The organism is Candidatus Neomarinimicrobiota bacterium (assembly GCA_036476315.1).
Classification (GTDB): domain Bacteria; phylum Fidelibacterota; class Marinisomatia; order Marinisomatales; family S15-B10; genus JAZGBI01.
In genome coordinates this window covers 1-19,439 of record JAZGBI010000037.1, presented here as the reverse complement: position 1 = coordinate 19,439, position 19,439 = coordinate 1, and the positions used below count along the sequence as shown (strand labels likewise).

The 19,439-nt window shown below is 49.3% G+C and carries 20 protein-coding genes; all 20 read right to left on the bottom strand.

Annotation, left to right across the window (positions count from 1 at the left end):
- Positions 1-249: 249 nt before the first annotated feature.
- On the bottom strand, positions 250-1,632 hold the full coding sequence (locus V3U24_03995; GenBank protein MEE9166611.1) for a secretin and TonB N-terminal domain-containing protein: 1,383 nt from the start codon (positions 1,630-1,632) through the stop codon (positions 250-252).
- Position 1,633: 1 nt separating this feature from the next.
- Positions 1,634-2,152: a hypothetical protein gene (locus tag V3U24_03990; GenBank protein ID MEE9166610.1), complete on the bottom strand. Its 519-nt coding sequence runs from the start codon at positions 2,150-2,152 to the stop codon at positions 1,634-1,636.
- 3 nt (positions 2,153-2,155) lie between these two features.
- The gene (gene pilO / locus V3U24_03985) at positions 2,156-2,761 is read right to left on the bottom strand and encodes a type 4a pilus biogenesis protein PilO (GenBank protein MEE9166609.1); all 606 of its coding nucleotides are present in this window, start codon (positions 2,759-2,761) and stop codon (positions 2,156-2,158) included.
- A complete protein-coding gene (gene pilM, locus V3U24_03980; GenBank protein MEE9166608.1) occupies positions 2,758-4,857 on the bottom strand; it encodes a pilus assembly protein PilM in 2,100 nt (699 codons plus the stop codon). Before pilM ends, pilO begins: the two co-directional genes overlap by 4 nt.
- Entirely contained in the window at positions 4,850-5,659 is an 810-nt protein-coding gene (locus V3U24_03975) for an AAA family ATPase (protein MEE9166607.1), read from the bottom strand. Before V3U24_03975 ends, pilM begins: the two co-directional genes overlap by 8 nt.
- A gap of 1,320 nt (positions 5,660-6,979) precedes the next feature.
- Positions 6,980-8,167 (bottom strand): metallophosphoesterase, encoded by a 1,188-nt coding sequence (locus V3U24_03970; GenBank protein ID MEE9166606.1) that lies wholly within the window; start codon positions 8,165-8,167, stop codon positions 6,980-6,982.
- A 162-nt stretch (positions 8,168-8,329) separates the two neighbouring features.
- Positions 8,330-8,533 (bottom strand): hypothetical protein, encoded by a 204-nt coding sequence (locus V3U24_03965; protein ID MEE9166605.1) that lies wholly within the window; start codon positions 8,531-8,533, stop codon positions 8,330-8,332.
- 26 nt (positions 8,534-8,559) lie between these two features.
- Positions 8,560-8,766: a hypothetical protein gene (locus V3U24_03960; protein ID MEE9166604.1), complete on the bottom strand. Its 207-nt coding sequence runs from the start codon at positions 8,764-8,766 to the stop codon at positions 8,560-8,562.
- A gap of 104 nt (positions 8,767-8,870) precedes the next feature.
- The gene (locus V3U24_03955) at positions 8,871-10,163 is read right to left on the bottom strand and encodes a hypothetical protein (GenBank protein MEE9166603.1); all 1,293 of its coding nucleotides are present in this window, start codon (positions 10,161-10,163) and stop codon (positions 8,871-8,873) included.
- Positions 10,156-10,671 (bottom strand): hypothetical protein, encoded by a 516-nt coding sequence (locus V3U24_03950; GenBank protein ID MEE9166602.1) that lies wholly within the window; start codon positions 10,669-10,671, stop codon positions 10,156-10,158. The genes V3U24_03955 and V3U24_03950 overlap by 8 nt, the downstream gene beginning before the upstream one ends.
- 88 nt (positions 10,672-10,759) lie before the next feature.
- The gene (locus tag V3U24_03945) at positions 10,760-11,491 is read right to left on the bottom strand and encodes a prepilin-type N-terminal cleavage/methylation domain-containing protein (protein MEE9166601.1); all 732 of its coding nucleotides are present in this window, start codon (positions 11,489-11,491) and stop codon (positions 10,760-10,762) included.
- Positions 11,492-11,534: 43 nt separating this feature from the next.
- The gene (locus V3U24_03940) at positions 11,535-12,026 is read right to left on the bottom strand and encodes a GspH/FimT family pseudopilin (protein ID MEE9166600.1); all 492 of its coding nucleotides are present in this window, start codon (positions 12,024-12,026) and stop codon (positions 11,535-11,537) included.
- Positions 12,027-12,114: 88 nt separating this feature from the next.
- Positions 12,115-12,600, bottom strand: a complete 486-nt coding sequence (locus V3U24_03935) for a type II secretion system protein (protein MEE9166599.1) — start codon at positions 12,598-12,600, stop codon at positions 12,115-12,117.
- A gap of 172 nt (positions 12,601-12,772) precedes the next feature.
- Positions 12,773-13,216, bottom strand: a complete 444-nt coding sequence (locus V3U24_03930; GenBank protein MEE9166598.1) for a type II secretion system protein — start codon at positions 13,214-13,216, stop codon at positions 12,773-12,775.
- 51 nt (positions 13,217-13,267) lie between these two features.
- A complete protein-coding gene (locus V3U24_03925) occupies positions 13,268-13,747 on the bottom strand; it encodes a type II secretion system protein (GenBank protein ID MEE9166597.1) in 480 nt (159 codons plus the stop codon).
- A 173-nt stretch (positions 13,748-13,920) separates the two neighbouring features.
- The gene (locus V3U24_03920) at positions 13,921-14,046 is read right to left on the bottom strand and encodes a hypothetical protein (protein ID MEE9166596.1); all 126 of its coding nucleotides are present in this window, start codon (positions 14,044-14,046) and stop codon (positions 13,921-13,923) included.
- 214 nt (positions 14,047-14,260) lie between these two features.
- The gene (locus tag V3U24_03915) at positions 14,261-15,469 is read right to left on the bottom strand and encodes a type II secretion system F family protein (protein MEE9166595.1); all 1,209 of its coding nucleotides are present in this window, start codon (positions 15,467-15,469) and stop codon (positions 14,261-14,263) included.
- 263 nt (positions 15,470-15,732) lie between these two features.
- Positions 15,733-17,085, bottom strand: a complete 1,353-nt coding sequence (locus V3U24_03910; protein ID MEE9166594.1) for a sigma-54 dependent transcriptional regulator — start codon at positions 17,083-17,085, stop codon at positions 15,733-15,735.
- A gap of 174 nt (positions 17,086-17,259) precedes the next feature.
- The gene (locus V3U24_03905; protein MEE9166593.1) at positions 17,260-18,948 is read right to left on the bottom strand and encodes an ATPase, T2SS/T4P/T4SS family; all 1,689 of its coding nucleotides are present in this window, start codon (positions 18,946-18,948) and stop codon (positions 17,260-17,262) included.
- A gap of 3 nt (positions 18,949-18,951) precedes the next feature.
- Positions 18,952-19,439, bottom strand: a 488-nt coding sequence (locus V3U24_03900) for an A24 family peptidase (GenBank protein ID MEE9166592.1), incomplete at its 5' end; no start/stop codon positions are given.

Sequence of the window (19,439 nt, the reverse complement as noted above, 5' to 3'; positions counted from 1 at the left end):
CTCTGAGTAATCAATTTAGGCTAAGGCATAAGCCAAGGCTGGACATCGGACTAAGGCTGAGGCTAAGGCTAAGGTCACAATGACTAAATAGCAACATTTAGTTGTGCAATGCTATTCCTCAGAATTTCGGGCAGCTTCACCTTGTCCCGCCAAAGGTGGTGCCTTGTCCGCGTGTTAATTGGTGAAATCAGTGTAATCTGTGGTTCCTTTTGGTGTCCGGACGAGAGCGGAAGAGAGGTGTGAAGTAAGTTAGCCTACGATTGTCGGAGTGATAAAAATAAGAAGTTCTCTCTTTTCAGTAATTGTCTTCTTGGATCTAAAAAGGACTCCCAGGACGGGGATGTCCCCCAGAATGGGGACCTTTTTTGTTGACTCTATGTTGTTTTCGCTCATGAGACCCCCGATGATGACAGTCTCACCGTCAGCCACGATCACCTGAGTCTGAGCGCTACGTTTGGATGTCTTCGGTCTCTCGGTTTCGATCTCGGCGGAGGAAAGAAGAGCTTCCACTGTTGCCTGAATCACCATAGTCACAAAGCCACCTTCATTCACTCTCGGCGTGACCGTCATTTTGATGCCGATGTCCTTTTCCTCGAGGCTCACGAACGGGATGGCACCACCGAACCCTTGAGCACCAGTGCCACCCGCAGCCGCTCCGCCCGCGCGGGATGGGGACCCTGTCTGCAGCTGAAGTCTTTCAATAAGAACGGTTGTTACGACTTCGAACTCCGCCTCTTGATTATCGAGCGTTGTGATTTGAGGGCTTGAAAGCAGCTTCGATTTTCCTCGTCCCCTCAGGAAATTCAGTGCGGAAGTGAGTTGGATCGGGTTGAGTGTTGCCATGGTGAAATTGTTCAATTTCAGGGGAAATCCTCGAGTCCCAAGGAGCGTATCGGGTGGTCCGAGACTAAGGGGAGACGGACTCCAGTTTATTCCCATCTCCTCGGATGTGTCTAGCGTGGTCTCAATGAATTTCACGGCCACATTCACCTGAGGCACAGCCACATCAAGCTCCTTTATCAAGCTCCGAATCCGAGGGAAGTTCTCATGAACGTCTGAGACGACAGCCACATTGGAGGGACCGGCCTTCGACTCACCGCCTTTTCCAACAATTCTCTTGAAGCTTTCCAGTTTGCCGCGGGGGGTGAGAACGGATGCAAGCGGAAGGCTCAGGTCTTCCGAATTGATATAGTCGAGCTTGAATATTTCGGTCTCAAGTTCTCCCACCATTTCAGTTCCCGCTGGCTTAACAACAATTATGTTCTCCTGAAAGAAATAGTTAAACCCGTTTGTTTTCAGGATTACATCGAGCGCAGAGCGCACCGTGACGTTGTCCAAATTAGCCGTAACGGTTGCCTGAACCTCGGAACTCACTATGATATTGAGACCGGCCTGCTCACCGATCAGCCTGAGAATTTCAGTAAGATCAGCCTCAACCATGTCAATAGAGAACAGCTGGTCAAGAGGGTCTATCTCGCCAATCTCAATGCGACCGGTGGGATTACCGGTCTCGCCTCCCTGACGACCCCCAACAGGCTGTTCCGCTCGATTATCTGATGGATTGGCCATCAACATGGTTGAGATTATCGGTAGAATTGCCCGCGTTAACCAGGCCGTAGGTTGATCACTCATCTCAGGTTCCCACCTCAAGAGTCAGGGTTTTTCCACCGCCCCGAAAGGTAACACTGGCCTCCTCTATATCCATGATCAACATCCCTTCTATCACGTCCCCCACCCCGAGAATCCTACCATTGATCAGAGCCTTCGCCTGTCCGGACGCCCACGTGATAGCTGATACCGTTAGCTCGGGAACCGTGAAAGTCATCTCAGGTGGCAAAGCCGCAAGCTTTTCGGTAATCGCCTCCGCAACCGGTTTGGTCATGTCTGCAGCCACCGGTTTGAGAAACGGATTTCTTCCCCAGCCTTCCAAGGGATTCATACCGCCAGCAAATACTCTCGCACTGGAAGGAATCACGTTTCTCCGCGTGCCCGACTCGGGGCTCTCCGGAGGAGCTACCTCTGGCATCGATACCTGTGATTGGGGTGTTGCAGATTTCGGTTTTGCAGAACTTCGCTGAAAGGTATCATAAATAAGAAACAACACGGAGAGAGCGAGTACACCGGCGAGAAACTTCACACGAGTGGTCAACATCCCTTAGCCCACCTCACGCTGCAAATAGGCATAAATCACCATGTCCAGCTTAAGAGCATTGCCGGTTATCGTCGGTTGAATTATCAGATTCTTAACCGTGTACAGATAGGGCAGCTTCTTCAGATCGTCCAAAAAGAAGCCAAAGTCCCGGTAATCACCTTCCAAAGAAACGTCAATGGGATATTTTTCCACCAACACGTTACTTAGTTCGCCGACGGGAACGAACTTTTCTGACTCGATTGAAACGGCTGAAGGATTAAACATCTCCATCCTGAGATTGTGTTCAGATGCGAGCACAGAAACAGCACTCACAGATTGTGAAACTCCTTCCGACCCAGGAATCATTCTGAGAATTTCCGCATAGTTTTTCACCGACTTGTTTCTCTGTTCAACGAGTACACCGAGTCTTGACTGCAGGGCACGAATTTCGGTGTTGGATACTTCCAGGCCTTCCAGCTTTGACCTGGCTTGATGATAATTCCTGGTCAGCGGTAATTGAATTGCCAGCAGCCAGACAAGGAGTATTACGCTCGTCACGGAGACCGTGACAATAAATTTCTTCTGCTCCCTGAGATTCGTCAAATTGAGGGAGATCTTCGGCATTTTCATAGCTGACACTTCAAGACAAAGGATAGTCCTTCTGTCCTCTGTTTTAGATCCTGGCGTTTATCCACAATTGAAATATTCGCGAACAGTCCGTTTGATTCAAGAGTGGCAATATAATTCCCCAGAAATGCTTCCTGCAGGGCAGGATTGGTCGCCACCAGGCCCTCCATTCTGATGAAATCTTCGTCTGACGCCTCTATTTCCGTATCGGTGACCGTTGCTCGACCCACGCGCCTGCTTTCCGAAACCACCCATCCTTCGCGAAAACCGAGGTAGGTCAGGAAAATCTCTCTGGGGGTGACATTGCTCAGCATCTTTAGAATCGCCACTTCCTTTTCATGGAATCTCCTGTCGGATTCAACCATGCCGCCGTAACCTCCCATCTCTGTCAGTTCCTGAATCAGTGTGTCATATCGATGCTTGATGGGTGTTAGCTGAGACTCAACCTTTTCCTGGATATCCAGTTGAGTTCGTGTACCGAGAAGGTCAAGCTGGGTCATTCCGGAAAGGCTCAGAAAGAGAACGAACAAGGCGATGAGTACTTTTCGCCCCACATGATTGACAATCAGGAATAGCTCTTCGCGCCGTAGTCTTTTCGGAAGCAGGTTTATGCCCCTGTGAATGTTCAGAGCCAGTCCAATGGGAATGCTGAGATGAAGGCTATTCATGTTATCGTTGCCCCCATCATCGAGAAGCTCCTTTCCCAGGAGCATTCTAACCGGATCAAGCAGCAGGACTTTCTTGCCGAGAGCCTCGCTCAGGTAGGATGAGAGGTTTCCGAGGGCGGCGCCGGATCCCGTCAGGAAGATCCTCTTGACCCTGTTCATGGGGAATTCCTTGCGATGGACATTGAATGCCCTTGTCATGGCTCCAACAAATCTTTCCAGCGTGTTCCGAAAGTGGGGCATCAGCTGTGAATCCCTTGCCTCATCCTCGTCTGAACCCTGTGTTCTTCCGGTGGGAATCTCAAATTCCTGTCTCAACTTCTCTGCCATCCTTGGCGTTACGACGACGCGGTCGCTCCCGAGCGTAATTTCAGCCGGTATCGCCTTCGAAAAATCAATCCCACCAAGCTGAATTTCCCGCACAAAGCGAAGCAGTTTGCCACTAATGAATAGAACAACAGTTTTGGTCTCTCCTATGTGAATGACGATGGTGTCGTCTTTTGAAAATTCAGGGTAATTCCAGACAAAGGCGCTCCAGGCCGCATAAGCAGCAGGAGCGATTTTTCTCGGGACTCCTACTGTGTCGATCATGACTTGAACTGAGTCGTTTATGGACTCTTCGCTGGAAACACCCACAAGGTTGTGCCCCCCACCTGTTTCCGCGGCCCCGTTTTCCGGCTGTTTGATGTGGTCAATGATTAGTTTCTCCTCAGCAAAGGGAAGATCCTTCTTCGCGTTCCATTCAATCGCGTCTGCCAGCTCTTTCTTGCCGACGCTGGGTAACTCCACATCTTTCACCACTGAAACAGCCTCAGGAAAACAGGATACGACTTTCCCCGGTAGAGATAATTCTTCCTTGAGTGTGAAGAAGGACTTTTGCTTGTTGTTCTTTTCTGACAGAAGCTTCCCCACAATTTCGGCTCCGGCCTGCTGTCTCTCGTCATCGCCCCCCAGAACCAAATCCGGATCCATTTGAGTAGCTGCAAAGTCCACGAGCCGCTTCGTTCCCTTCTGATCCTCGACACTCGCCACTGCAAACATCCCCCCCTCGACCAAAACGCCGGTCACAACCTTATCACAGTTGACATATCGTATTATCTCGTGGAGTATGGCAGAAATTCCTTCCTTTTTTGTCCGGGAAGTTACCCTGTTGGGGGGAACAGTACCTATGGAGACATCTTCTTCAGGTGTCCTATCCCAGGACGAAACAGGATCGATCGATTGATCGGGGAACGGCTCCTCCTCGACCCGAGGTCGGCCAACGCCGATCAATTCTTCAGCATCGTCCTCCTTGAGATGTTCCGGGGTGACTTCCGCGGTAGGTGACTCTGGAGGAGGTGTCTTTTCCGTTTCCGCCTCAACATCCCGATCCCTGAGGACCTTCAGGAGTTTATTCGCTGCAGCTTCCTTTTTATCCTTCTTATCTTTAGGCATTCCACGTGCGTTCTTTTCTTATGGCAGAAACGACCAGGCTCTTTCCTACCGACTTCGATTGCGACATAATCATTTCAACGAGCAGGTTGTGGCACAAAGTGATAATTCGCCTGGGATACCCCTGTGTATAGTTGTAGATCTGCTCTATGGCTCCTTGAGTGAAGAGTTTGGGATTTCCCTCATATCCGCTTTTTACGAGGCGAAACTCGATAAGCTCTCTGGTTTCCTTTTTATTAACAGGGTTCAAAACGTATCCCGTGGATACCCTGTCACCGAAATTCTTATACTCTTTGAGCAGCTTCCTGAACTCCTGTTGGGCAAAAATGACCAGCTGGAGCAACTTAAACTCATCAGTCTCAAAATTTAGCAATGTTCTCAAAGCTTCCAAATACTCAGGAGTAAGATTCTGACCTTCATCTATGATCAAAACGATAATTCGATCCTCGTCGAGACCCCGCTTCAGGAAGAAATTCTCAAGAATATCCTTGCACTCAAGTACAGAATTGCCCCTGGATTCCACCTGAAAAAGATCGATCAAGTGGCCCAGAAACTCAAATTCTGAATCAAATTTGGGATCGAGAATGAGATAGAAATCGTACTTTCCATCACTCTGGAATGTCCGGATGAGCTTGCGACTCAACGACGTTTTTCCCGTACCGACGCTGCCCATAATAACACTCAATCCTCTTCGCAACCGGACAGAAATTTCAAGACGATCAAGGCATTCCTTATGCTGCTCCGACAGATACAAGTATTCCGGATCTGGCGAGGTGGAAAACGGCTCCCGTCTGAGGCCGATCATTTCATAGTATTCCACAGACTATCCCGCCAACCATACAGTATTATTGCAACCGTTGGACCATTCCCCTTGCGGAAAGTATCTCATAACAACTTTGAAACATGAGCGGTCAGCTTTTTTTGCCGCCTCAGATGAGGAGCCTCCGAAAAGGAGTCAGTATGACGCAAACAGATAGAGGTGGGACGGGTAATTTGAGCAACCGGCACTCAGTGCTAAGAAGAGTGGCCGTCGGAAGGCACTGGGTTTCCTCCGCATCGATCTAATTTACGTTCCACTTGTCCATTTGTCAACTCTATATGAGAACTACGAATTTCACCCTAATCGTACCGAAATAGGGAGTGCATCATCTCCCGATGATGCTGAACCATCAGGAAATGGTTCACTCCACATTCCTGAGGCTTGAAAAGGTTGGCTTGTTGCAAGGCTTTTGCGATACACTCACATAAGACAAAATCACAAATTCCAAGCACCAAAACTCAAATAAGCACCAAGGACCAAGCACCAAATGTCAAATAAATAACAAGCACCAAATTCCAAACATGTGAAAGATGCTATTCATAAGACAGGCAAAACCTTCAACAGTTTGGTCATTGGAACTTGTCATTTGGAATTTGTTTGTCATTTGGAATTTGTGATTTGAGATTTCTCCGTCATTTGGCACTTCATTGCCGGTCCTTACCATTGAATAGGTTGAAATGGAAAACCTTTCTACCGAGTCATTCGAGGGACCCCGTTCTTGAAAGCGTTTTTGGGAAACATTCACTAGCATGTTGGATTCAGTCGCAAACTATTGGGAACTAATTTCCGATCCCAGACCGTAAATTAATGACTGGCATCGGTAGGTTTGAATGAACTTATGTCCAACCGTCTTCTTGAAGAGCCAGAATCAGTACAATCGTCATGGGAATCGGTGGCTGGCTCGATTATTCCCTGATGTCTAACAGTGGAACATTTTCTCAAATACTATTTTGAACAGGCTCTGTTCTCAGGCGTAACGTGGTTCTGGGCCCTGCTAATCCTGATGATCAACGCAATCTGGAGAATCTGGAGAAACAGAAAATACTAGTCTGGATTATCCGCAGGATCTTGAGATCCACAGGATCTTCCAAAGGATCTTGAGATAAGATTCGCCACCTCCGTAGGAGTCCCTATGACCCGTAGGGTCTCCTCCGGAGGGAGAAGAACACGAAGGGACGAAAAATCAGGTGTTTAGGTATTAAGGTGTTAACGTGTTAAGGTACCAGAAAACACAAACACTTGAACACATGAACACTAGAACACTAAGCCGCAACCATTAGCGTAACTTCTCCCGAAGTTTCGGGATTAGCGGCGCGTGATTTCCTTTCCACCCTCAAAATACCACTCACCTTTAACGAACCCATTCTCGTGCCACTCCGTCCATTTTCCCACTGGCACGCCATCGTGATAGTAGTGCTCAAGTTTTAGTCGCCTATTTTCGTACCACTGAATCTGTTTCCCATCCAACTCACCGCCCGTGTAGTTCCACTCCCCCTTTTTCCTGCCACTTCTATACCATTGCGTCTGTATTCCATCGAAGTCCCCGTCCTTCATCCTCCATTGAGCCTTTAGTTGACCGTTGTCATACCGTTCGGCGTATTTCCCGTACTCGTGAGCATCTATGACCTCTCCGTTGCGATTTATGAATCGAAAAACGGCACTTTTGGGAGATACCTCGACGAGCATTGCACCAAAGTCATGACTGTATCGAAACTCACTTCCTTCTATTGAATCGGGGAATGCATACCTGCTGTCGCCGCCCAGGCCGTTGACCAGGTACAGTACGTTATCCTGTTTGATCCGCTCATAAACATGATCATGTCCGGAGAAGACCGCGTCCACGCCCCATTTCCGGTAAGGCCACCGCATTCGAAATGTGGAACCGTGAGGTCCTGATGAATAAGGAGCATGGTGCACATAGACAAACCTGAAATTCTTTATGGAGGAAGAAAGCTGCTCCTTCAACCAGAGAGCCTGAACTGACGTACTGTCCGTTCCGTCCGGCTCAAATTCGTTACTGTTGACAGCGAAGAAATGAGCGGGTCCCCAGGTGAAATCGTAGTAACGTTCGTTTCCTGGAAGCTCGAAATAATCGAGGTATGGCTGGGGACATTCGTAACAGTAGTAATCGTGAGTACCCAGTGAGGGGAAGAAACGATTCGTATCGGCTCCCTCACCGTACCCACCCAGATACGGGAAAATGTATGCGTGATAGTACTGGCCGATGTTCGCATCGATGGTGAAGGCATCACCGCTTGGATAGTTGTTATCACCTGTGGTTATTATGAAATCCGGACGCCAGCTTTTCACGAGTTCGGCAACATCCTGTTCCGACCGGCTGGCGCTTCCGTAATCACCGATAACGGCAAAGCGCACACTTTTCTCGGACCTGATCAGACTGGGACAGGCGGCTAGGACCAGAATTGACAGATAAACAGACAGTACCTTGCCGGGTGTTCTGCCCGGTGCGACGTTTGTGACAAGTGTGAGCATAGGATCTTTGCCGAAAGTGAAAATCGCCTAAACTTACCCATTTGATCGCGAATATACTCCTTCAAAAACAGGTCTTCTGGGTTGGAGAGTGGTGTCATGAGGTGTCTGCCCCGGTGCTATGGCAGACAGGCGAGGAGATCCCGTCGTGACGGGAAGAGCGTGTCACATAATAAAATAGACGTAGATCATATAAAGTGCTGAAAGAACCAGTAGAACACCGAAAACATATCGATGCCTCAATATTTTCTGGTCTACAACGTAAATGCGATCGGCCGTGCGCTCGATTCCAAGAATGATCCGGGGAGAAGCCATCAGTAACACGCCAAAGAGAATCAGGAGACTTCCGATGATAGGGAACAGGATCATGTATGCGGTGCCAAACGCTATCCGTTCTACGGGATAAAGGCTGAGAAAAGAGCCATCAGACCCAGAAGTGCAAATCCAACGCCAAATTTTCTTCTGTTTTTCAAAATCATCTCGTCAGCAGTCTTCTTGCCCTTTTCCAGCTGGGCAATGGACTCTATCACAGAGGGAGCGACAAGTAGGAGAAGCCCAAATAGAATAGCCGCAGTTGCGGGGAAAATGACAATTCGTGTCATAGTCGCATGTGCACCTTCTTTGCGCAAAAGATAACCAATTCTTGTTCATCAAGCAAGCTAACACGGAAATACCTCCGAGGTCGGCCACTGGACTAAGTGGTTATTCAGTATTCCAGCCAGGACCCGGGTATGACATATGGCTCCAGACCGATGTCCTTCCCTTCTGCCAGAGGCAAGGGCCCGCGAACGAGTGTGGAACTTGAGAAGTCAACATTGTTCTTAGCCACTAATGACCCGACGAGGGTGGAGCCTTGAACCAGATTGGGAGCCGAGGGACTCGCCCCGCCGAGCGCAAGAACCGCTCCTGTCCAGTTGGCTGAATTCATAACCAATCTTCCCATGGAGATTCCCAAACCGTAGACTGTGGAGCTTTCAACGGTAAGCTCTCCCCCGGAGTAAATGATAACGCCATCCTCCTCAACGCAGACACCGGAGCCCATGTCTAAAGACGACTGGATCTGGGTGGCATTACCGCTCACGACCATGATATCATTCTGAAATGGGGTGCTGATTATCGTCACTGAATCAGTTGCGACAATTCTCCCCGGGCCTTTGACGGAGACTTGAGTCAACTTCACCTTGCCATTGACATATAGCGTGTTATCGGCATAGGTCTTTAGGTCCAGGAACACGGGCTTACCCTTCGGGGTCTCCAGAACATAGTCTCCGGAGGGATATCCCGACGCAGTTTCGAGGAGTGTCAAATATGGCGTTTGATCAAGATAGGGAAATGGAGGTTGAGGGTCAGAGTGATAGGTAACGGATCCCGTGACCGCGGAGAAACCTCCGGGGGTATAGACGTCCTGAGAAATGGGAATTGAGGAGTCAATGTTTCCTCTAAAATAGACGGATCCGTTAACAGTTGATCCGCCCACGTCCAATACTCCGTTATCGAGATTCTGGGAGTAAAAGGAGAAAAGAAAGGCATGGGGGAAGCTGGAGAGAATTACTCTCATATTCCTTTCTATCCGCCAGCGCTTGTACTTCAAATTCCCTTGGCCCGGGGGCTCAGGAATGAGTTCCTTTTCTCCTACTCTGCCTCTGCTCCTGATCATGACATAGTTACACCAGGACAGCGGCGTTCCAGACTCGTCGTTCAGAAGGTCAGACCGAACAATGTAAGTTCCAGTATTGTGCGAAACACTGCTAAACTGTGGCGGAACTCTCGTACGGCGGTAATGCTGAATGGCTCTCTCAAGCCCCGTATGAGCAATGTGACTGGCTTTCGATTCAACAACAACGTTTGCAGCCATCCTCCGCTCACCAATCATTAAGGGGACGATGGTAGTGGCCAACAGAATGAGCACAACGAAGATGGCCAGGGTCGAGGCCATCAGCGCCATCCCATCTCGGCCTTCAGAGAAATAGCGCAAAGTTCTTTTGAGTTTTCTAATCATGATATGGCATTCTTTGACCATACCTCAGATTCTCGGGAAATATCGTGGACTTCAGCGCCAGAGTATCCGTGTCGAGCCCTGTTTCAACTTCAAGATCAATTGTCCATACTTTTTGTCTGTCGGCAGAAGATAACGGGAACGCGTTGAGAATGTTACCGAAAGAGTCTCGGTAGCCGAATGAAGTATTGGCTAAAACTATATGATCGGCCAGCACGCGAGATGGATTCTCATTCTTCGAAAGGCTGATTTGAGCACCACCTATGGAATACGTTAAGGTGTGAAGCCGTGGGGTTACGAGTTGAAGCTGATCGTCCGAGGCATATTCCAGACGACTCCTGTCCAGTTGAAGTGAAATCTCACGGACCATACGCGATAGAGCAGTTTGGTTGGTAATCACCACGGCCTTTCGGTTAGTGATCCCCCAGTATACGTCACCAGCCGATCGGAGGATAGCAACGGATATAACACCAATAATGCCAAATGCAATGATCACAATTACGAGCTCCATCAAAGTGAATCCGCATGCGAGATTCTTTCTCTGACTAAATTTGGTCATTGGAGTATTGTAAGTCATGGACACCCGTCAGATAGAACTGCTAAGGACCTCCACAAGCGGTGACAATTTGACCGCTGGGATCGTCAAAACCAGCAACTCTAAGCTGCCCACTTACGTCACCCACCGCAAGGCACGTGCTGCAATCGACAACAAATATTCCCGCTCCACCGTCTACAGTAAACGTCATCTGACGTTTTGGAAAAGGTCCATAGAATGTGTGGGTGGTCCCAGTTGTCAGGTTCTCCAAGACTAAACCCCCCGCCATGCAGAATGGAGAACTGATCCCAGGAGAAGGGATGCCTGGTGTGACCACCAGTGAATCTATCACAGGAGAAAGGGACCTGTGTCCCACTGTGACTGTAACAAGTTTGTAATCGGTGGGTGCACCCACAGGCGACTTAAGGCCTCCAGCCGTGTCCACATAGACCACCTCCACTGATCGCGAGTAAGGAGAAAACTCTGGAACCGCAGATTCTGTCCAGCCGTGAAAGTCATCTACGTCGTCAAATTCTGCATAGCCGGCTTCCTCAGGCCCGAGCACGCTGCTCCACAGTTCCGTCAGGTACTCATCGAATCGCTTACTCCGGATCTCGTTCATTAGATCTCTGGCCAACGTTGCCTGAACCGACCGAATCTCGGCTTCTGCCCTCGTGTCTGAGCTAAAAGTTAAGACCTGAAGCAGCGAGAAGAAACCCGTACCCAGTAGAACGATCACAACAAGAAGTTCTATCAGGGAAACTCCGGATTGATCCTTCAAAGACTCCGGGACCATCTTTCCGGGAGCGAAAACTCTTGAATTTCGTCGATTCTTCATGTCATGGCGAGATTGTTGTTCTTCCGGTCAGCTCAGTAACCTGCACTGTTACCGAATTGTTCAAGACTACTGTCCCCCCGGAGGTTGCGTCGCCCCACGAGTCAAATAGAAGTTCTGTGGAACCGCCAAAACTTGCGCTTGTAATGTCAACACCTCTATAAAGCGCCACCTGAAATGAGACGATCCAATCGTCACCTGTAACCGGATGTTTCTGAATATCTCTTACAGCATTGTCTTCTCCCCGGTACAAAGAGTATTCATCATTCACCACATCAAAAACCACCCAAACAGAATCGTGGCTGGCTTTGGCGAAGGACTGAGCTTCCTGAATATCGGAAACAATCCTTTGAGCAGCGGTGTAGATTCGGGTCGATCCTAGTGTGTCCGTAATAATGGGGACAGCCACCACCGACAAAATACCTATGACAACAGTCAAGATGACCAACTGTATTAAGGTAAACCCGGTATCAGACCGCTTATTAACCTCTGTCATGACTTTTCGACTGGGAGCGACCTCGTTACGGACCTCCTCTGGAGCTTTGGGTGAGTGCACAACTCTGGTACGCTTTAGGGGAGTTATGCTACAGCGAAAACGAGAATTCCACGTCGTATGTGGGGCTGTCAGGATCGGGGTCACCCAGAGTCATGGTGTGTAAGGGCACGCCGTTGGTATTTGTCGAGACCGTGACGTAGTAGGAAAAGGGGCTCTGATTCGAATTGAGAGGAACCTTCCCATCAGAAAAAAGTGATGCCGGTGTCACAACCTCAGTCAGATTAGATGGTATGGGGAGACTAGCCCATTCCTCGGTCATGAGATTGTCCACGCCTCCCGGGGGGTCAGGGAAGTGAGGATTCCCCTTCATATGCTGCTTGAAATAGTACTGCATGAAGGCTTCCCGTATGACATGGATATTCCCGATGTTACGTTCCGTCTGTGTCCTCTCAGTTAGATCACTAAACTTGGGAAGCGCCACAGCTGCAAGAATACCCAATATGGTGACGGTAATCACAAGCTCCGCCAACGTAAAACCGGAGGAATTCCTCGTCGATTGTTTCTTCCTGTTCATCTTTGCTGGTGTTGTCCGACTGCGCCCGGCTCCGTTCCGAATGTTCTCCGCGTCACGCTGTCCTTGTTATTCGGGCACGGAGACAACAAAGCCTCAGGACGGAAGTCGATCGATCCTGAGGCATGCAACCTGTTACTCAAACGCAGCAAATTACAGCACACTATCACTTTGGCTAGGTGCCCACGTCCGCCGTACGATTGCCCAGAGTCCCGATTCCTGCTTGGTCACCGGTTTGAACCCCGGGATCGAAGTCCCAATGCCATCTCGTATTGTCGTTTCGCTGATGCGTGACATTACCTGTGGTCGTGTTGAATGTCCACTCTCCGTCCTCGTCAGCGTCTGTGCCAGCACCTGTTTCATATTTATCAGGCTTTGTCTCAAGGGCATCGAAAGGATTCGTGGGCCAGACACGCCGTCCTTCAGTAATGAGTTTCTCAGTAGCGTAGGTTTCGAGACCGGCCTTGATCTGAGAGATGACAGCATCCTCAGCGGCTTCCTCCGCTGTCGCGACCATGTTCATATATCTCGGAATCGCAACGGCCGAAAGAATGCCCAGGATAATCACCACCATGATGAGTTCGATCAGAGTGAAACCCGCCTGGTCTTTCAGTTTCATAGGATTGTTTACTCCTTCCTTCTCTCTAAAAGGATGTAGGCTTAGTGACATTTACGGTGTGTAGGATTTAATTAGCGTTTTCGGCTCTTCCTTATCTTCATCATCCCAGACGGTTATAGTGGGAGAAACAGCCTTTTGGCCACTTCCACTTCCCGGCGAAACCATAAACCTGTACTGAGCCTCTTCGTAAGGACTATCAACCACATTGTCACCGAACAGATGATTGAAAGTGTCGTCATCGCTATAAAACACAGAGGTTTCCGCGACAGGGTCATCGAATCTATTTTGACCTGGAAACCTTCCCCGACCAACTCTTACCGTCATATCGCTGTAGTAGTTCTGAGCCGCTGACATGACGTTGTCGATGTTCGCCATCGTCTTCCTTTCTTTCGCGATCTCGTTCACATCGGAGAACCTGGGCACCGCGACCGCGGCCAAAGTTCCCATCACGGCAGTCGTCACAACCAGTTCCGCCAACGTAAATCCGCCTGTCCGCTTGAAGTTCTTGGCTATCCTTTTAAGCATTTTCATTTCTCCCTAGTTTGTTGTCAGTGTCATTACACTCTCACAATCAGCAAATAGTATGCCAACAAATTGACTGGAGAGCATAAGATGTTGAAAAATTATACAATTAAATCATTCGAGCGTTTCTCGCACATCCAGCGCGGAGTGTAGCATTATGATACAAAAACAATGGCCCTGTACTATTTCAGGACATCCGTGACCGACCAGATAAGCCACAAAAAGATCCCGCCCAGGACGATCAAGGCCAGGAGATATCCCCATGCCGGCAACTGTCTCTTGAAAAACCATTCTTTGAATTCAGCCATTTCTTTCCTCCTGTATTAGGCTTTCGCTAGCGCTATGCCTGGGCTAAGGCATGGCCATAGGCTAAGGCTTAGGCTAAGGCTAAGGTTCAAAACGGTGATATTCCTTCCAGATTCAAGCAGAATTTTCTTTTTTTCATTTCTTTTCCTTCGCCTGTGCCTTAGCCTCAGCCTTTGCCTCCTTTGTCCTATCTTCGCCTCAGCTTTCGCCTTGCAATTAAAACGCCTCATACATACCCCACATGGGCAGGAACATCGCCAGGGCCAGAGTTAGGATGACGGCTCCCATGATTACGGTAAGGATCGGTTCGATCATGGTGGTCAACTTCCCCAGGAGCTCATCCACTTCGGTATCGTACAATGAGGCCACCTCATGGAGCATGATGTCCAAGGAACCTGCCGCCTCCCCCACTTCCATCATCTTTAGCATATGTCTCGGGAAGTGAGAACCTTCTCCCAGGGAAACGGCAATGGACCGGCCCTGGGCAACCTTTTCGATAGCCTTATCAACTTCCCGGCTAATCACGTCGTTCCCAAGGGTGCTTGCGGAGATTTTCAGTGACTCAAGGATTGGAACACCACTTCTATCCAGTGTTTCGAGCACGTGGGAAAACCGCCCCAGAGCCGCCTTGTGATAAATTTTTCCGAAGATCGGCATGCTGATGTAGAACCTGTGGAGGGAAAGTCGTCCGCGGTCAGTTCTGACATACCAGGAAAGAGCGAGGACTATAAGGCCAGTCCCCAGAAAAACTATAAGCCAGTAATTCTGAATGAAATCGCTTATCCCCAATAGAAAACGCGTGGGCAATGGAAGTCGAACATTTGATCTGCCATACAACCCGGAGAATTGGGGAAGTACGAATGTTATGGCACCCACAGCGGCCAGGAATACGCCTGTCAGAACGATGATCGGATATCTGATGGCCTTTTTGACATCTCTCCTGACCTTTATGTCGTGATTGATGAAGCTCGCTAATCTGGTCAAGACGTCATCCACAACACCCGCACTCTCTCCCGCTCTCACCATATTGACGACCATGGGACTGAAAACATCGGGGTATCCAGCAAGCGATTCTGAAAAACTTTTTCCTTCTGAGATGTTGTCAGCCGCGTCCGAGATGACCTGTTTCAATTTTTGACTTTCAGTCTGTTCCTGAAGGGCAAGGAGGCTCTCGTGAATGGGTACACCGGCCTTCAACATGACCGCGAGCTGGCGAGTAAAATCGTATATTTCTTCGGGCCTGACCCTACTCAACGCAAAGTCAAATTTCTTATTCAGTATGGATCCCCTTGTTTTTCGAACTGAGATGGGTGTGAACTCCTGAGTGGAAAGGTATCTTAGAACCTGATCTTCCGTTTCTGCGTCATGAGTACCCTTAACGGTCTTTCCCTCCGGGCCCCGCGCGATCCATTCAAATGTCGCCATCTTATTATCTCCAATTAGAAAGGCTTAGGCATAGGCTGAGGCTAAGGCAGAGGCTAGGATTCCAGTGAATGAATAAGAGCATTTCCAATGGATCCTGTGGACAGTTCCTCAGTGATATTTCTAGCAGACTCACAAATTCAACCAAAAGAGTCTTTGTCCTATCCTTTCTTTTCCTTCTCCTTAGCCTTAGCCTCGGCCTTTTCTCCTTCGCCTCAGCCTTCGCCTATTGTTTTTCCTTCGCCTTGGCCTCAGCCTTAGCCTGATTACCTACTCAAACCGTGCTCTTTGAGTTTTCTGTAAAGTGTCGTTCTACTGATCCCGAGTTCAGAAGCTGTTTTTGACAGATTTCCGTTGTTGCGTTCAACGGCACCTTCGATAGCCGCCTTCTCCACAGCCTTCAATGTCAAGGGCTTACGGTCCGGGCTTAGCCCACGATAAAGGTGCTCAGAACTAGCAGACGGCTCCTGGTAAGTCTCCCGGGTTTCGACTTCCGGGAATTGGAAATCTTCGGCCCCCAGAAATGATTTGTCTGTCATAAGGACCGCCCTCTCAATCGTATGCTCCAACTCACGAACGTTTCCTTCCCAGGTTCGGTTCGTCAAGAATTCCAGTGCATCAGCTTTGAGATAAACCGACTCTTTCCTGTGGCGTTGGGACGTTTTCGACAGTATATCATAGGAGAGAAGAGGAATGTCATCTCGTCTGCGACTCAATGGCGGCAGGAAAATAGGAAATACATTAATCCTGTGGTAGAGGTCGGCACGAAATTCCCCATTTTTGATCATTTTTTCAAGATTTTGGTTCGTCGCAGAGATCAAACGAACGTCCACTTCGATTGTCTTTGTCCCGCCTACTCGTTCGAATTCTCCTCTCTCCATCACCTTGAGTATCTTTGCCTGAAGCGGCAGACTCATGTCTCCAATTTCATCAAGAAAGAGAGTTCCCTTGTTAGCCACTTCGAATTTTCCACTCTTCCGTTCCCCCGCCCCTGTGAACGCCCCTTTCTCATGACCGAACAGCTCGCTTTCCAAAAGCTCATGCGGAATGGCAGCGCAGTTGACGGCAACAAAAGGCTTCTCACCCCGGGTCCCTGAGAAATGCAGGAATCTTGCCGCCAGCTCCTTACCCGTACCGCTCTCACCGTAGATTGCGACGGTTACATCCGTATTCGCAATCCTGAAGAGGACCTCGTAAATCCTCAGCATTGCAGAGGACCGGCCCACGATATTCTCACATCCCGTCATGTTGAAAAAAGCCCTCATCTCTTTCTTCTGGGACATGACGAATTCACGGTAGTCGTAGGCTTCCTCTACGCTCTTCCGCAAGCGCTCGAGGGAAAAGGGTTTTTCCAGATAGGAGAATAATCCGGATCCGAAATCCGACATTATCTGACCTCTTCTCTCATCGGAGTCCACAACGGCCAGGACGGGCAGAACCGGTCGCAGGTCGGAGATCCGCCTTATCAGTTCGCTTGAAGTAAGCAGGGGCAGTGAATCGTCCACAATTGCCACTTCATATTCATTGACGGACATTTCCTCCAGACCGATGAGCCCGTTTTGAGCCCAATGGACTTCCCAATCTGAAGGATCAAGAGCTTCCCGACAAGTCTTTTCCAACTTTCTGCTTTTTCCTATGCAAATAACCCTTCGTGGGTGGGCTTTTAGCTTTACCATTCGATTTGCTGCTGCCACCTAGCACTCATCACCGCACTTTGGAGAGCCGATGATGAACGCAGGAAGCGACTTTGTCTCGCAGGCGAAGACGGCCTGCGTGTCTGCGGACATGCTTCTTCACTTGTCCAGTTGGGTCACAGTGGCCGAGACGGTGGTGACAAACTCGTCGAAGGATGTAATTCCATGGACTACCTTGTTCGTACCGTCGCGAAAGAGCGTTACCATACCTTCGTTTTCAGCGGCCTTTCGTATTTCCTGCGCAGATTCGTTCGACGTCACCATTTGTCCGATTGTTGGAGTCATCACGAGCAATTCAAACAGACCGATCCGGCCAGTATAACCTGCGTTCCTGCAGGAGAGGCAACCTGTCGCTTTGTAAAAGGTATACTCACCATTTTCCTCCAGGCCTAACTTTCTCAATTCCTCTGGGGGCGGGGCATAAGGCTTTCGGCACTTGAGGCACAGTTTCCTGATGAGACGTTGAGCGATGATCGCCTTGATAGTTGACGTGATAAGAAAAGGTTCCATTTCCCAGTTCCGTAGGCGAGCGAATCCACCCGCGGCGTCATTCGTGTGAATTGTGCTGAACACCAGGTGACCCGTCAGGGCCGCGCGTATTGCGAGTTCAACTGTCTCCTCGTCCCTTATTTCGCCCACCATGATTATGTCGGGATCCTGCCTCAAAATGGACCTCAGTGCGGCTGCAAAGGTTAAGCCGGCTTTCCGATTGACCTGTGCCTGGTTTATGTTGACAAGCTCGTACTCAATGGGATCCTCGATAGTCACGATGTTTTTTGTGGGAGAATTAATCGTGTTCAAAGTGGCGTAGAGGGTCGTCGTTTTACCACTTCCAGTGGGACCGGAAAAAAGAATGACGCCTTCGCCACTCGAAATGAGATCCCCATACGTCTTCATAACATTCGGCTCGAAGCCCAGCTCATCCAATTTCAACTTGGCTTTTTCAACGTCGAGCACTCGAAGGACAGCTTTCTCTCCATAGTAGGTTGGAAAAGTGGAGAATCTCAGATCGAGTCTCCTCCCGTCTGATGAGAGATGGATCCGGCCATCCTGAGGGCGTCGTGTCTCAGCAATATCAAGCCCCGACATGATTTTCAGGCGGGAGAGAAGGGGAAGATGGAGGCTCTTGGGAGGAGTGTGGAAATCTTGCAGCTTTCCATCTATCCTCAATCGTACGCGAATATCGTTTTCGCGAGCTTCTATATGAATGTCGCTCGCCAAGTATTTGACGGCCTGTTTGATCAAACCGTCGACGAGGGCCACTATCTTCGTTTCGTCAGCCAGCTCTTCCAAGGCTACCTGGTCACTCGCTTGAACGAAATCGTCCGTGTCTATGTCTCCAATTATTTTGGAAATGCCATAGTATACATCGATGGCACTGTCGATATCCGTCGAGAGGGCGAGAACCGGTTCCACGTTTAATCCCGTTTCCCGGGCGACGGCATCAAGAGCGTTGTCGTCAAGCGGGTCCGATACGGCCACACTAAGCACTCCCTCTATCTCGAATAACGGTAGCACCTTGTGTTTTCTCACCACCTTGTCCGGCAATAACTCAAGAGCATCCCTGGACACTTCGTAACTTCCCAGATTAATGAGAGGGATTCCCAGTTGCTCGCCCAGAAATTCGTCGAATTCTTCCTCTGAAATGATTTCCAGGTTGATGAGAGCTTTCCCCAAATATGTCCCGGCTTCCTTCTGGTATTCCAGTGCCTTCGCCAGCTCTTCCTTGGAGATCTTGTTACCTTCCACAAGCATCTGCCCCAGCGGCTTTTTTGACCTGATTGCCATACCTTACCTCAATATGATTTTCAGAATAATGAAATCCCAGATAAAGTCTCCGAAGAACAGAGTTGATATGGTCCCCAATGACAGAAACGGACCGAAGGGGATTCTCTGGCCAAACCGCATTCGATTGGTCACCAGGCCTGCCAGTCCCACGAGGGCGGCGATATAGAATGTGAGAAAGAGCAACACTATGGCCCATTTCCAGCCGACGAAAAGGCCAATGAGGGCACCCAATTTCACATCACCGAGACCCATACTCTGTTTTCTGAAAAGCAGCTTACCCAAAACGCCGGTCAGGTATAGAAATCCCGATACGGTAACCGCCCCAAGCAGCGCGGCGTTCCACCCAATCGACAACCCGTTTACGGAAAGAAGAATCATTCCGGCGACGATACCGAAAACAATAATCCCGTTAGGAACAACAAGATGATCCAGGTCGATGAACGCGACAACGAGCAAGATATAGCTAAGGATAATATACGAAAGCGAAGCCA